The organism is Brachyspira pilosicoli (genome assembly GCF_008016535.1).
Lineage (GTDB): Bacteria > Spirochaetota > Brachyspiria > Brachyspirales > Brachyspiraceae > Brachyspira > Brachyspira pilosicoli_A.
The window spans coordinates 57,030-72,529 of the sequence record NZ_SAXY01000032.1 but is presented as its reverse complement, the minus strand read 5'-3'; the positions used below and the strand labels follow the sequence as shown (position 1 = coordinate 72,529).

The window sequence follows — 15,500 nt, the reverse complement described above, 5'->3', positions numbered from 1 at the left end:
TAGACAGGGATTTATACCATATTATAGAAGATTTGGTTTATCTGCAATATCCGGCGGGGTTTATTCTTACGAAGGATTATAAAAAATAATTAACAAATAAAAAGGGGGCTTTTCGGCTCTCTTTTTTTATTTTTAACAAGACATCAAAAAAAGCAAGAAAAAACAAGCAATGATATTTTTAAAAAAATTTTATACTAAAAATCCTTACATAAGGAAATAATTATATAAAAAGTAAAGAATTAATTAACAATTATATTATTTTGTATATACTTTTTAATTTGAAAAAATGAGTAAAATACTTATATAAAAATTAATAAAAACTCTCAAATTTAAATTGTTAATTTTATAAATATTTATTAATATTTATATATATAAAATATTTTATTTGCTATTATTTTTTAAGCATATCATTGCCGAAAATAATAATAGAAAATTAATTTTTTGCTGGGAAATGTATGTCTGAAGAAATAAACAATAATGAAGAAGTAAATAATGAAGCACCTAAAAAAGCTATTAAGAAAAAAGTAATAGTAAAATCTAAAGAAAAAATAAAAGACTTAGATTTATCAAAATACGGACAAAGAAGACAGGCAAGAATATATGCTGTTATGGCTTTGTATTCCTATGAGATAAATGAAAAGAAAGCAAATATAAATGAGCTTTTTAATTTTGAATATGATGATAAAAAAGCAGCTAATAATAGTTTTACAAAAGAGCTTGTTGAAGGCACTATAAATAATTTAGAAAATATTGACAGCATTATAGAAAAATATTCTAAAAACTGGAACATTTCAAGAATACAATATGTAGATAAGTCTATAATAAGAATCTCTATATATTCACTTATATATTTAAAAGACATACCAAAATCTGTAATAATAGATGAGGCTGTAGAAATAGCTAAGATATTTGGCGATAAAGATTCTTATAAATTTGTTAATGGGATTTTAGATGCAATACAAGAAAAAGATATACAATAAAAAAATTGAAAAAAAACTTCAAAGTATACGAATCTTTGTATTTATATTATCTATAGGAGCATTGGGCTTAATATCTATAATATCTTTAAATGTAGCTATTAATCAAGGCAAAATAAAATTAAACCCAAGAATAGCAGATGAATATACTTTAGCACAAGAGTACTACAGAAAAAAAGATTATAACAAAGCTAAATCAATATTAAAAAAAGAAATAGCAGCAACTATAGACCCAAAAAAAGAATATGAAGCTAATATTTTATTAGGCAAAATATATAATGATACAGGAAATTATGAAGAAGCCTTAAAAATATTTAGTTCTGTAAGCAATTCTTTATATTTTGATGAAGAGTTGAAACATAATATAGGAATCACATATTTAAATATGGAGATGTATGATGATGCTTTGGTAACTTTTGAAGAGGCATTGTCTATTAATTCAAACTATGTGCCTACACTGCTTACTATAGGTAAATTTTATATGGACAGAGATTTACCTCGATTAGCTAAGGGATATTATGAAAGAGTGCTTAAACTTGAAGAAAATGATGAGGCTATGTTTAATGTTGGAATAATAGCACTAAACGAAGGGATGCAAAGTTTAGCTTATGATACTTTAAGTAAGCTAGTGAGAAAAAGTAATAATGAATATGCTGATATGGCGGCTAATGTGCTTGGCGATATATATGTTATAGCGGGAGATACTGACAGTGCTATAGAAATGTATTTAAAAAGTTTAGCTAACTCTAAAACACAGGTAGAATCTGTAAAGAGATTAGTAAAGGTATATGAACAAGTTGAAGATTACGATTCTATTAAAAAGGTTTATGAGCAGATATTAAATCAAAACCCTAATGATATTAATACTATGATAGCTTTAGGTAATTTATATGAAGAAGAAAATAATTATGATAAGGCTGTAAAATATTATTATAGATTATCCAAAATAAAAAACTATACAAATGCTTATGAGGCTATAGGACTTCTTGCAAATGCATACTATAAAGGAAATAAATTAGATGAAGCTGAGGATAATTATAAAAAAATTATAATGCTCGATAAAAAAGATGATTTATATAAAACAGCTTTAGAAAGACTTGGAGATATCACTTACAGACAAAAGGCATTTACTGCTTCATTAAAATATTATAAAGAAATATATACAATAGAAACCAATAAAGCAATATTTAAACCTAGATTAGGAGAATTAGAATTATATTATGGAAACTCAGACAGGGGTATTAAATTACTTGAAAACTCAATAAAAGAATCTGTAGGAAATGCTTTTCCTAGCAGAACTTTGGCTATATATTATGAGAGTATAGGTAATTATAATGAGGCTTTGAATTATTATAATTATACACTATCAAAATACCCTAACGACAGAGAAAGTTTATATAGAGCAGGAATGTTGTATTATAAAAACAGAGAATACAAAAAAGCAAATGAATCTCTATTAGTAGCTGCTAATGATGAGAATAATACAACATTTATAAGAGAGACTGCTTGGAAAACTTTATCCACTATGATGGAAGAGATTCGTTTATATAATGAAGCAAGCTCATATTATAGACAGCTTGTAGAAATATCTCCTAAAGTAGAAAACTATATGCTTTATGGTAATTATTGTTATAGAAGACTTCAATATGATGATGCTATATATGCTTATAGCGAGGCTTTAACTATGGCAGAAGAGAAAAAAGAAATGTTTGATATAAATTTGGCTTTAGGTAAATGTTATTTTAGATTAAATGAATTGGATAATGCAGAAGAAAGCTATAGAAATGCTTTAAGCTATGATGGAGGAGACTACCAGGCAAAAGAGGGATTAAGACAAGTATTAAACAAAAAAAAATAATTTATATTAATAATTGACAATAATCATTAGTAAAATATACTATATTATATATAAAATATTGGAGTTTACATATATGAAAAAAATTAGCATTATTTTACTAATGATTTTTTTTGCTTTATTATCATGCAATAATAATACAGTAAAAAAATCTACAAACAAGGGCGAGTTAACTATAATACATATGAATGATACTCATGGAAGAGATGAAGAAGAAAAGATAGTAAACAAAGAAGTAAGTCCTCCAGAAACTAATTATATGTATGGGGCTGCAAGGAGAGCTAAATATATCAAAGATGTAGAAGAAACAAATAATAATGTTTTAATTATTCATGCTGGAGATACTATTACAGGAAGTGTTTATTCTACAGTATTTTTGGGCAGAGATGAAGTTGATATTATGAATATGATAGGAGTTGATGCTGCTACAGTTGGAAATCATTTTGTAGACTATGGACTTGAAAACTTTACTCAAATAATGAAAGAGAGAAAATTCCCTACTCTATCTATAAACATAAAAAATAAAGATGACAATAGCTATTATGCTTTGCCGTATATAGTTACAAATGTAAATGGTCTTAATGTTTCTATAATAGGTATTACAACTACAGATTCTGTTTATAATCCTAAATATATTCAAGGATTAGTATTTGAAGAAGAAATTGAATCATTAAAAAGTTTCTTAAAATCCACACCTCTTAATACAACTAATGATATTACAATACTTTTAAGCCATGTAGGTTATGAGGGCGATAAAAAAATAGCAGAAGCTTTTCCTAAGACTTTTGATGTAATAGTTGGAGGACATAGCCATACTGTTTTGGAAAAAGCAGATATTGTAAAGGGCACACCTATAGTACAGGCTGGATATTATGGAAGATATTTAGGACAAATAGACTTATCTGTAAATAATGGCAAAATAGAAAAATTTAATTATAAACTTATACCTATGGATAACACTATAGAACAAGATGCTGATATGCTTGCATTTATTGATGAGATGAGAGGAACAGTAGATAAGGAGTTTAATGTTAGAATAGGAACTTTGCCTGTAGAACTTGCTCATGATGGAATAAGGTCTAATTCTATGGCTATAGGAAATTTTGCTTGTGATTTGGTATTAGATTCTTATGATAATTTGGATATGGTATTAATGAACTCCGGCGGGCTTAGAACTCCATTAAAAAAAGGAGATATAACATTGGGTAATATACAAAATGAGTTTTTCCCATTTGATAATGAGGTTGTATTGGTTACATTGAGAGGAAAAGATATTTTAGAAATGCTAAAAATATCAGGACAAAAGAGAGGTGCTGGTGCTTTCTTACAATTATCTAGGGGAATGGAAGTAAAATATAATGCTAATGGAGAATTATTATCTGCTTCTTTAAATGGTGAAAATATTGATGAAACAAAAGATTATACTGTTGCTTTATCAAGTTTTGTATTTTTGGGAGGAGATGGTTATCAAGATGCTAGCGGAAAAGGAATAGGAGAAAATGGTAAAAACATAGTTATGACTGGTAATGATATGCGTGATGCTATGATAGCAAAAATTAAAGAGCTTAACAATATACCAGAAAGCTATATAGATAATAATCCTAGAGTAATATTTGAATAAAAATTATTATATCCTGCTTCATAATTTTATTGATGATGGGGCAGGGTATATTAATAATTTAATAATAACTTTATAATTCTCTAAAACTTCTTTTTTCTTGCATATAAAACAAAATCTCTTGGATAATATTGATGATTTGAATACTCTTTATCGTCTAAATCTAAAAGAATCGTTATAGCAGCAGCTTCTAGGCACCAATAACCAAAATATCTCTCTGATTCTTTATGTCTATCATACCAATAAGCATCATTATTATTCTCATACCAATTATCCAAATACTTTTTTATATTACTTTGACAATATTCTTTATCTTCTTTATTTACTATAATATCTTTTATAGGAATCATATCTTCCCATACAGCATTAAAGTTTTTATAATCATTTGAATTAAGAAAAAATTTTATAATTATATCATTAAAGTATTCGCTTTTACTTATTTCTTCATGCAAATTTTTAATAATATCTCTATTAAAAATAATAGATAAGGATAAAGTATTTAATATTTTTGAATAACTAGTTTCTTCGCTATTATATGATTTTTTAAAATATTCTATAATTTTTAAGAAATTATCGTTTAAATTTTCTATTTCTTCACCTATTGAATACTTTACCATTAACTTTGCAAAGTATGAAGAATACAAACCAATATAACTAGGTTCATATCCGTCGGATGTATCTAAATAAATATCTAAATCTTCGTCTATATAATTTAAATGATTTTTAAAATATTCATAATTTTTTAATTTATCTCTCATAAAAACACCTTATCAAAAAATTTTATTTTAATATAAATCTTTAATTTCTATTGAGCAAGCATCACTATTAGGGACTCTTGCTAACTTAGATTTAATATCACCTCTAGCTGTTTTTCTTAATATTTTTCCATATTCTTCTTCACTAATATCACACTTTTTAAGATAATCTGGCATTCTATCTATGTTATATTCGGGACTGCCTTGTTTAGCAATATTTTTAGTATCTTTAACTTCCACATATCCAGGTTGTGAAGTCCCATATTTTGATTCGACAATAGTATAAGAAGTACCACCAGGATCTTTTAGCACTAAATCTAATCCATTTCCACCTTTTTTATAATCTTCAGCACCTATTATAGTATAGCCGTTTATTAAATAATACAACTTAACTAAAAGCTCACCAACAGCACCTTTTATATGATTATCTGCATGTTTATTAGGTTTAGGTAACTTAAAATAAAAATTGAAAAATCTACATATCATACACTTAACTATTTTTAATAAAATTTTCCCATATTTCATTTTACTAATTTCAATAAATTTTTTAGTTAGATTTGGATTGTAACCGTTTTTTTCAAAAGCCTTTCCTTTTAATATATTAAAAATCAGTTTAATAAATTCTAAAATAAAACGCAAAAACATTAATATGTAATTATAAAAAATTATTAGAATAGTAATTAATAATATTATTAAAATAATAATTAACAAAGTTTTAAAATTTATATTAATATTTACTTTATTTTCTTTTATTTCAACTATATTTGTTGCAGATGTTATACTTTCTTCAACTAAATCAATATAAACATCTGCTCTTCTGTTGCTGTATCTTCCTAATTCTGTATTATTATCTGCTATAGCATTGCTGTGTCCATAAGATTTTAATATTATATTTTCTAATGGATAATTTGTTGATATTATATTTTTTACAGTTTGAGCTCTTTGATTGCCTAATCTATAATTATACCATGCTTTTCCTTTATTATCTGTATGACCATATATGTATAATTTTTTAATGTTATTATTAGTTCTTAAATCTGTCAATATGTCAGTTTCAATAAAATCTTTAGTCAAAACAAATTTATCAAAATCAAAATGAACTCTAACAATATGTTTATTATTAGTAACAAAATTTGTACTATATATTATTTCTTCTCGTTCAATAATATTTTGATTGCAAGAAACTAAAAGTATCAGTATTGCACATAGAATTAATTTTTTAAATAACACATAATAATATTTTAATATAAATATTATAAAGACTACTGTAGACTGTAGACTGTAGACTGTAGACTGTAGACTGTAGACTGTAGACTGTAGACTGTCTAATAGATGTTAATAAACTACTACATTTTATCATATGGTTAATATATCATATTTTAATAATTTTGTCAATATGAATATATTAATAATTTTATCATAAAAAATATTCTTTAATATAAAAAAATGAGCTTAAGCCTATTATTTTATGCATATTTATTATTAAATATGAAAGTTAATGTTATTATAAAAATATGGTTGTAAAAAATTAGTATATATGTTAATTTTTATATATATAATTTTATATAATTTTTATTGGAGTTTTTACAATGGAAATAAGTATTGAAGAATTAGAAAATAATACTTCTGTAATAAAATTAGTAGGAGATATTGATGTTTATACTTCTTCAGATTTAAAAGATGCTATAAACTCACAAATAGACTTCGGTGCAAAAAGAATAATTATAGATATGGAAGATGTATATTATATAGACAGCAGCGGTATAGGAGTTTTTGTATTTGCAATTGGCTCTTTTAAAAAGGTAAATGGAAAAATAGGGATAGTAAAGATTACAGAAAATGTAAAAAAAGTTTTTGAATTAACAAAAATAATTAGCTTCTTTCCTATTTTTATGACAGTATCAGATGCTATAGAAAAGTTGTAAAATATGTCATGGAGCCATAGATATTGTACTTTTACTTGCTATAATATTTTTGATTCTTTCTTTGATTGTAATATAACCTAGCGAAGAAATCAATCTTTGATTGTTATAAAAATGTGTATATTCTTTTAATTTTTCTCTCAATAATTCTACTGTGATATTTTTATTTAATCGTGAATAAAATTCTCTTTCGTCTATGCCGTGTACTCTTTCTACTACGCCGTTATATCTTGGTGTTGCTATAGGAATATATCTCCTCTCTAATTTATTTTTTAAGCAGTATTCATCAAAAATATTGATTTTAGGAGTATTAATACAGCGATAAGTATATTCTATACCATTATCGGTTTGTATAGCTTGTATCTTAAAAGGTGAAGTTTTTAAGACATATTTTAAGAAAGATAAAGCACTAGAAGGTGTTTTATCTTCATAGATCTGCCTCCAACTATAACGAGTAGCTAAATCTACAGCAGTGAATTGATAGACTGTTTTTCTACCTAATTTGATATATTTAGTGTCTATTTGAACTATTTTGCCCTCTTTTTGTATTTTAGAGACAAATTTTCGTTTATCATATCGCTTCTTTTTCTTTTTTATTTTGTATCTCCAAAGATTATTTCTTTTTAGTACATTCTCTATAGCTGTAACACCTATCTTAATGCCTTCACGATTTAAATATGCTTTAATATAATGCTTACCTCGATATTCTTTAGTATAGAGTTCAATAATTAAATTAATAGCTTTTTGATTATTAAAGATATTGGGAGAAGTTTTCGGTCTAGTGCTAAAATTGGCGACAGTTCCAGTTTCTTTATATTTTTTAAGCCAAGCATAAAAAGTAGATTTGGGTATTTTTTCTATCTTTAAAAATCTTTTAATATTTTTAGTTTCTAATGCTTCATCCACTATAAATAATTTAAATTCTGTGCTATAATCTTTTTTCATAGTAGTATCCTTTATTTATTTTATATATCAAAATATTATAACAAGGATACTGCTTTTTTTATACTAAAAAATGTCCAATATCTCACACTCCTAAACAAAAGTTGTAAAATAATTCTTGATTTTTTATTTAATAGTTATACAATTAATAGCAATTATATTTATAAAATTATAGTAAAGAAAAGAAGTTATGAATAGATTAATTTTTATTAGAAATGTTTTTATAATGTTTTTAATTTGTTTCAGTATTTTTTCAAATAGCGAAGTATTTGCAGCCGAAAGTATTAATGATTATATTATGGAAGAGATAGGAGATAACACAGAACATCCTTTCTTCTCTATACCTATAAAATTAGGACATTATATAGATTTCGACTTTAAAATAACAAAGCATATTATTTTGGTAACAGCAGCAGGTATTTTATCAATACTCAGTATGAAATATTTGGCTCATAAATTAAAAAGACCATTTAATAAGCCAACATATTTACAAAACCTATTAGAAATTATAATAGACTATATGAATAAAGATGTTATAGGAGCCGCTTTAGGCGAAGAGGGTAAAAAATATGTACCTTTTTGTTTGACTGTGTTTTTATTCGTATTATTTTCTAACCTTTTAGGACTATTACCTGCCTTAATAAAACTTCCTACAGAAGATGGACATTATGCTTATTTAGCAGGCGGTTTAGGAGCTAACATTGGTTTTACAGGTGCTATTGCTTTATTAGTATTTGTTGTTTATATATTCGCAGGAATAAGAAAGAAAGGAATAATAAAATATTGGATAAAATTAGTACCAAAAGGTCTTCCAATACCTTTAATACCTATAATATGGGTTTTAGAGTTTATCACTTTGTTTAACCGTGCATTTGCTTTAACTATACGTTTATTTGCCAACATCACAGGCGGACATATAATGATGATAGTAATACCTTATCTTATTATTATGTCTGGAAGTTTATTGGTATCGCCTTTTGCGGTATTATTCTTGAGTTTTATATATGTACTTGAGATGTTTGTTGCTGTTTTACAAGCTTATATATTCTCATTGTTATCGGCGGTTTATATACAGATTGCCATTAGCGATGAGCATTAATTATAAATTAAATTATATTTTTTAATAAAAAGGAGTAAAAAAATGGAATTTGCTATAATAGGAGCTACTATAGGAGCAGGACTTGCAGCTATTGGAGTTGGTTTGGGTATAGGTTTTATAGGTTCAAGAGCAGTTGAAGGTATTGCTAGACAGCCTGAGGCTTCTGGTAAGATACAAACAGCTATGCTTATTTCTGCTGCTTTAATAGAAGGTGTTGGTTTATTTGCTTTAGTTATATGTATTTTAGCTTTATTTACAAAGTAATATTTAAGGGCATTGATTATAATAAATGGGGGTAAATACCTATGGCACTTTTAAAAATAGATCCAGGTATTATTATATGGACTTGGATTACATTTTTACTAGTTCTTGCTGTACTTGGAGCTTCTACTTGGAAGATTATTCTTAAAGGTTTAAATGCACGTGCAGATAAGATACAAGAGGACTTAGAAGAGGCAGAAAAAACTAGAGAAAATGCTAAGAAATCTTTGGCTGCATATAGGGAACAAATAGATAATGCTAAGGCAGAGGCTAGTTCTATAATAGAAAATGCTAGGATTGAGGCTAATAGGGTTAGAGATAAAATTATTGGCAATGCTCGTGAAGAGGCTGAATCTCATAGAAGTAAAATACTCTCTGAAATTGACAGAGCTAAAGATGAAGCTATGGGAAATGTTAGAAAACAGGCTGTGGACATTGCCGTTGTTATGGCTGAAACTATATTAAAAAGAAATATAGATAAAAATGATAATCAGGCTTTGATAAATGAGTTTGTAAATAATTTTGAGAAAGATAACAATAAATAAAAATATGTATCTCTAATAAAGATAGGGCTTTATTAAAATGAACAGTAATGATGAAAAATTATTAACACCTGCCGCTAGTGCTATATTTAATATAGCTAAAGAGTCTGGTTTAATAAATGAAATATATAAAGAACTTAAAGAATGCTCTAAATTATTTGAAGATGAAGAGATAAAAAAATATTTTGATGATAAAAAAATAGATAAAAGAGAAAAGATAAAACTTGTAGAAAAGAAATTAAAATCAATATTTTCTAAGGAGATTTTTTCTTTTATCAATTTACTTATAGAAAATGAGCTTATAGATGAATTGGCTAATATAGTAGATATTTATGGTACAATGCTTGATGAATATAATAATACTGTGAGAGTAAAAATTACAGCTTCTTGTAACATAAATGAAGATACTATAAAACAAATAATAGACACTATAAAATCATTTTCTGATAAAAAAATAGAATATACTATAGAGATAGATGATAGTTTAATTGGCGGTATAATAGTTAATATTGGCAATACGGTTTATGATTATAGTATAAAGAATCAGATAAATATGATGAAAAATAGATTTGTTTAATAATTATTAGTTTATAGAGGAGAATATGGATCCTATAACTGCCGAAATTTTTACAAATTTAAAAACTGAAATATTCAATGAGGTTCAGAAAGAAAAAACCGCTAGATTTAAGCGTATAGTAAAAAATGAGGCAAGTGCTAAAAACTATGCTAAGGCTATGTTTGATGCAGCTAATGAATTAAAAAAGATAGATATTATTAAAAAAGATTTTGATGTTATCTATTCATCTTTATTTGAAGATAAAGATACTTTTTCTTTTTTCACTTCAAATTTTATAGATGGAAATGTAAGGGTTGATGTTATTAGGAGAGTATATGAGAATAAAATATCTCAGGAGGCTCTTAATTTATTATCTATATTAGTAGAAAAGGATTTATTTAATATTTTACCTGCTATAATAGTGGAATATGAAAACTTATGTAATGAGTTTTATGATATACTCTCTGTAAGAATTACTATTGCTAAAGAGTTGGAAGGCATTGAAGAATTGAAAAGAGAGATTATAAAGATGGTTAATAAGAATGTTCATTTTTATATTGATATTAATGAATCTATTATAGGCGGTATAATAGTAGAGATAGAAGATATTATATATGATTATAGTATGAAGAGGCTTTTAAATAGTGTAAAAGATTCTCTTCTTGCGGAATAATTTTTACATAATAATTTTTAAGGAAATGTTTTATGAATATAAAAGCTAATGAAATTGCTGCTTTACTTAAAGAGGAGATAAAAAATTACAAAGCAGATTTTGCTCCTAATGAAGTGGGTGTAGTAGTAGAGGTTGGTGATGGTATAGCAAGGATAGTTGGACTTCCGCATATTATGTCCAATGAGATGATTAAATTTGAATGCGGTGCTATAGGAATAGCTTTTAACTTGGAAGAAGAGACTATTGGGGCTATTGTATTAGGAGACTATGTCGGCATAAAAGAAGGAAGTAAGGTTAGCAGATTAAAAAGAATATTAGAAGTTCCTGTAGGGGAAGAGCTTTTAGGAAGAGTTGTTAATCCTTTGGGGGTTCCTTTAGACGGTAAGGGCGATATTAATACAAGCAAAAGAAGAGTAATAGAATATCCTGCTCCGGGAATTGCAGATAGGCAGGCTGTAAAGCAACCGCTTCAAACTGGTATAAAGGCAATAGATTCTATGACACCTATAGGAAGAGGACAGAGACAGCTTATTATTGGAGACAGAAGCACTGGTAAAACTTCTATTGCTCTTGATACAATTATCAATCAAAAAGATACTGGTGTTATATGTGTGTATGTAGCTATAGGTCAAAAGGCTTCTACTGTTGCGGGTGTTGTTGAAACTTTAAGACAGCATGGAGCTTTAGATTATACTATAGTGGTTGCTGCTACTGCTTCAGATTCTGCTCCGCTATTATATATTGCTCCTTATGCTGGTTGTGCGATGGCAGAATATTTTATGTATGAAGAGAAAAAAGACACTCTTATAATATACGATGACTTATCTAAACAGGCTAATGCATACAGACAAATATCACTTCTTCTTAGAAGACCTCCTGGAAGAGAAGCTTTCCCCGGCGATGTATTTTATTTGCATTCAAGATTATTAGAAAGAGCTTCAAAATTGAGCGATGAATTAGGTGCGGGTTCTTTAACTGCTTTACCTATCATCGAGACTCAAGACAATGAAGTATCTGCATACATTCCTACAAACGTAATATCAATTACAGACGGACAGATATATTTGCTTCCTAGTTTGTTTATGAGCGGTGTTCGTCCTGCTATTGATGTTGGTATATCGGTTTCTCGTGTAGGCGGTAATGCTCAAACTAAGGCTATGAAAAAAGTTGCTGGTACTTTGAGGCTTGATTTGGCATCATATAGGTCTCTTGAGGCTTTCTCGCAGCTTGGTATAGGTCTTGATAAGGCTACTTTGGCTCAATTAGACAGAGGTGCTAAAATGGTTGAGCTTCTTAAACAAAAACAGTATAGCCCAATACCTATGGAAGAGCAAGTTGTTATATTATTTGCCGCTACAAAGGGATTTTTGGATAATGTTGAATTAGAAAGAGTGCCTGAATTTGAATGGAGACTGCTTCAATATATGAAAGCTGATAAGCAGTATATATTAGATAGCATAAAAGAAAAGAAAGATATTGAAAATGTTGATGAACTTAACAGCATCATAGAAGAGTTTAAGGCTAAATTCTAATAATGAATAAAAATTGTATTTTAATCTTGGCACATAAGAATCACAATCAGATTATGAGGTTAATTAATCATCTTAAAACTGATTTTGATTTATATGTGCATATAGATAAAAGAAATAAATTAAATATAGAAAGCTTTGACAATGTAAATATTTATAAAAGATTTAAAACTTATCATGGAGATGTTAATTTAGTCATTGCCACTTTATTTTTAATTAAAGAGGCTGTGAAAAATAATTACGACAGATATGTTTTTATAGCGGACAAGATATTCCATTAAAAACTAATAAAGAAATAGTTGATTTTTTTGATTTAAATAAAGATAAAGAGTTTACATCTTTCAAAAATATAAAATATGATAAAGGTTTTTACAATGAAATGAGTTTTAGATTAAATTCTTATAATTTTGGTAAATTGTATAGACTAATTTTTCATAGAAATATAAGAGAATTAATATCTAAATTTCCGCCTATAAAACGCACTACTCCGGAAAATATTTATTATGGTTCGCAGTGGTGGAATTTAACTAATGATGCTATTAAATATATATTGGATTATACGAAAAAAAATCCTAACTTTCTTAAAAGATTTAATTATACTTGGGGAAGTGATGAGTTTTATTTTCAATCAATACTTCTCAATAGCAAGTTTAAAGATAATTGTGTGAATGATTGTCTTAGATATATTATATGGGATGGCGGAGCTCCATTTAATCTAAAAATGAAAGATTATGAGAATATAAAAAACAATATTAATAATAATTTATTTGCCCGTAAATTTGATGAAAATATTGATAATGATATAATAGATAAGCTATATAAAGATTTAGAGGTGAAATAATATGGCAGAGAAACTTAATGTATTAAAAGCAAGAATTAAAGCCGTAACAAGCACACATAAAATTACAAAAACTATGGATATGATAGCACGCTCTAAAACAGCTAAAATACTTAGCGTAGAGCAAGGTATGAGACCTTATACACAAAAGTTAAATAGAATAGTAGAAGAGCTTTCACATTCAGATATGGATCATTTGCATCCGCTGCTATCTCCTAAAAAAACGATAAAAAATATTATATTATTTGTAATAACATCAAGCAGAGGATTATGCGGCTCTTATAACACAAAAATATTAGATGAAGCAATGGAGAGAATTAGGCATCATTACAGACATGGAAGAACTGTTGAGCTTCACGTATTAGGTAAAAAGGGCGAAGTATACTTTGAAAAACAAAACATACCAATATCACGTAAATATCCTCGTATAGATGAAGAGTCTACTTTTGATGATTGTGCTACAGTTGTACAGCGTTTTATGCATGATTATGTTGTGGATAATGCTTCTAGAGTGGAAGTTATATATACAAGATATTATACAAGAGTGGTTCATATTCCTAAAATTAAAAGTTTAATCCCTATGATTCCAGATGAAGAAGATATTGAAGGAAGAAAAATAAAAAAACAGCTTGATTATTTAATAGAGCCAAATATTGATGATGTATTAAAAGAAGTTGTGCCATTAGCTATAAAAACTTATTTTTACTTTATGATAACTAGTTCTTTTTTGTCAGAGAATGCTGAGAGGGCTATTGCTATGAGAAACGCTACTGATAATGCTGAAAGACTTCTTGAAGACTTAAAAAATAAAGCTAACAGAGCTAGACAAGAACATATTACTAATGAGCTTCTTGATATTATAGGCGGTTCTGAAGCTATTAATTAAGTATATTATATAAAGTTTTTAGCAGTATATTATTTGTTTCACTGTCTGATATGGTAACTCTTAAAAAATCTTTTAATATGTTGCTATCTTCATAGTTTTTTACAAATATATTATTTTTTGTAAGTTCATCATATATATACTTAGAGCTTCTATTTGGGTGTTTTATAAGAAGGAAATTTGATTTAGAAGGCAGCACCAAAAAACCTTCTTTGCTTAGTAAACTCTCCATTTTATCTCTTTCCAATATTATAGAACTTATATTTTTTATGGAAGTTTCTTTATCATTAATTGAAGCTATAGCTATTTTTTCTGATAATTTATTTATGCCGTATTTTTGTCTTATATTAGAAAACTTATCTATATTAATTTTGTTTGATATTAAAAAGTTTATATTAAGAGCTGAGAGTGAATGAGAATGTGCTATTGAATAGATTATTATTAAATTGTCATATTTGTCTATCAATCTTAAAGCACTATTCCAAGCAAAACTTATGTAAGATTCATCTAAAACATATATATTATTTTTATTTATGTATTTTTCTATATTTTCTATAAAAAGTCCTGTTTCTGCATTGGGGCTGCTTGTTATTATTATGCTTTTCTTTATACTATTAAAAGCATCCAAATCTATATTATAATCTTCTTTTGCTTTTATAATTTCAAAATCAATTTTTGAATATTCTAAAATGTTTTTATATAAATCTCTATAAGGCTCTTGTAGAAATATTTTTTTATTTTCAAAAGAATTTAATATACAATAAAAAGCCTCATACATTCCATTAACAGATATAATATTATCTTTATCAATATTAAGATTATTCGCCATAGCTAAATCTAATTCTTTAGCACTATAATCTGGAAAAAGCCTAAAAGATTCTATATCAAAACTTTCAAGTTCTTTTATAATATTTTTTGAAGGTTTATAAGGGTTTTCGTTTTTATCTAAATAAATCTTTTCTTTTTCTTTTTTCATAAAAATTATTATATATTAAAAAACATAAAAATAAATAAGAAAGTATTATTTAATGTAAAAATCTATTACTAATT

General features: G+C 26.7%; 15 protein-coding genes and 1 pseudogene. 12 read left to right on the top strand and 4 right to left on the bottom strand.

What is annotated here, in order from left to right; genetic code table 11:
* The first annotated feature begins 455 nt into the window (after window positions 1-455).
* The 3 genes from nusB to EPJ72_RS05325 all read left to right on the top strand — a co-directional run bounded on the left by nusB (window position 456) and on the right by EPJ72_RS05325 (window position 4,453).
* The gene (gene nusB / locus EPJ72_RS05335) at window positions 456-980 is read left to right on the top strand and encodes a transcription antitermination factor NusB (protein ID WP_147731176.1); all 525 of its coding nucleotides are present in this window, start codon (window positions 456-458) and stop codon (window positions 978-980) included.
* Window positions 952-2,835 (top strand): tetratricopeptide repeat protein, encoded by a 1,884-nt coding sequence (locus EPJ72_RS05330; protein WP_147731175.1) that lies wholly within the window; start codon window positions 952-954, stop codon window positions 2,833-2,835. Before nusB ends, EPJ72_RS05330 begins: the two co-directional genes overlap by 29 nt.
* Before the next feature lie 73 nt (window positions 2,836-2,908).
* Window positions 2,909-4,453 carry a bifunctional metallophosphatase/5'-nucleotidase gene (locus EPJ72_RS05325; protein WP_147731174.1) on the top strand — a complete coding sequence of 515 codons (1,545 nt, stop codon included), beginning with the start codon at window positions 2,909-2,911 and terminating at the stop codon, window positions 4,451-4,453.
* An 80-nt stretch (window positions 4,454-4,533) separates the two neighbouring features.
* Here EPJ72_RS05325 and EPJ72_RS05320 read toward each other — a convergent pair whose 3' ends face one another.
* Together EPJ72_RS05320 and EPJ72_RS05315 are read right to left on the bottom strand one after the other, a co-directional pair.
* Complete coding sequence (locus EPJ72_RS05320; protein ID WP_147731173.1) at window positions 4,534-5,208, bottom strand: PoNe immunity protein domain-containing protein; 675 nt, start codon at window positions 5,206-5,208, stop codon at window positions 4,534-4,536.
* A gap of 27 nt (window positions 5,209-5,235) precedes the next feature.
* A complete protein-coding gene (locus EPJ72_RS05315; protein WP_277871909.1) occupies window positions 5,236-6,435 on the bottom strand; it encodes an OmpA family protein in 1,200 nt (399 codons plus the stop codon).
* Window positions 6,436-6,794: 359 nt separating this feature from the next.
* Between EPJ72_RS05315 and EPJ72_RS05310 the strand changes: the two genes are divergently transcribed.
* A complete protein-coding gene (locus EPJ72_RS05310; RefSeq protein WP_147731171.1) occupies window positions 6,795-7,130 on the top strand; it encodes an STAS domain-containing protein in 336 nt (111 codons plus the stop codon).
* Window positions 7,131-7,136: 6 nt separating this feature from the next.
* On the opposite strand, the gene EPJ72_RS05305 is transcribed toward EPJ72_RS05310, so the two are convergent.
* On the bottom strand, window positions 7,137-8,072 hold the full coding sequence (locus EPJ72_RS05305; RefSeq protein WP_158636882.1) for a DDE-type integrase/transposase/recombinase: 936 nt from the start codon (window positions 8,070-8,072) through the stop codon (window positions 7,137-7,139).
* Between the two features lie 187 nt (window positions 8,073-8,259).
* Between EPJ72_RS05305 and atpB the strand changes: the two genes are divergently transcribed.
* The 8 genes and pseudogenes from atpB (at window position 8,260) to atpG (ending at window position 14,453) form a co-directional block, all read left to right on the top strand.
* Entirely contained in the window at window positions 8,260-9,168 is a 909-nt protein-coding gene (gene atpB / locus EPJ72_RS05300; protein ID WP_147731170.1) for a F0F1 ATP synthase subunit A, read from the top strand.
* 42 nt (window positions 9,169-9,210) lie between these two features.
* Entirely contained in the window at window positions 9,211-9,432 is a 222-nt protein-coding gene (gene atpE / locus EPJ72_RS05295) for an ATP synthase F0 subunit C (protein WP_013243520.1), read from the top strand.
* A 41-nt stretch (window positions 9,433-9,473) separates the two neighbouring features.
* Window positions 9,474-9,974: a F0F1 ATP synthase subunit B gene (gene atpF / locus EPJ72_RS05290; protein WP_147731169.1), complete on the top strand. Its 501-nt coding sequence runs from the start codon at window positions 9,474-9,476 to the stop codon at window positions 9,972-9,974.
* 37 nt (window positions 9,975-10,011) lie between these two features.
* Window positions 10,012-10,548, top strand: coding sequence for an ATP synthase F1 subunit delta (gene atpH, locus EPJ72_RS05285; protein WP_147731168.1), 537 nt, complete (start codon window positions 10,012-10,014; stop codon window positions 10,546-10,548).
* Between the two features lie 25 nt (window positions 10,549-10,573).
* Complete coding sequence (gene atpH / locus EPJ72_RS05280; RefSeq protein ID WP_147731167.1) at window positions 10,574-11,200, top strand: ATP synthase F1 subunit delta; 627 nt, start codon at window positions 10,574-10,576, stop codon at window positions 11,198-11,200.
* Between the two features lie 32 nt (window positions 11,201-11,232).
* Window positions 11,233-12,732, top strand: coding sequence for a F0F1 ATP synthase subunit alpha (atpA, locus tag EPJ72_RS05275; RefSeq protein ID WP_147731166.1), 1,500 nt, complete (start codon window positions 11,233-11,235; stop codon window positions 12,730-12,732).
* A 2-nt stretch (window positions 12,733-12,734) separates the two neighbouring features.
* Window positions 12,735-13,570, top strand: a pseudogene (locus EPJ72_RS05270) (beta-1,6-N-acetylglucosaminyltransferase).
* A gap of 1 nt (window position 13,571) precedes the next feature.
* Complete coding sequence (atpG, locus tag EPJ72_RS05265) at window positions 13,572-14,453, top strand: ATP synthase F1 subunit gamma (protein ID WP_147731165.1); 882 nt, start codon at window positions 13,572-13,574, stop codon at window positions 14,451-14,453.
* On the opposite strand, the gene EPJ72_RS05260 is transcribed toward atpG, so the two are convergent.
* On the bottom strand, window positions 14,446-15,426 hold the full coding sequence (locus EPJ72_RS05260) for an aminotransferase class I/II-fold pyridoxal phosphate-dependent enzyme (RefSeq protein WP_147731164.1): 981 nt from the start codon (window positions 15,424-15,426) through the stop codon (window positions 14,446-14,448). The two genes, atpG and EPJ72_RS05260, sit on opposite strands and share 8 nt — an antisense overlap.
* Window positions 15,427-15,500 lie beyond the last annotated feature (74 nt).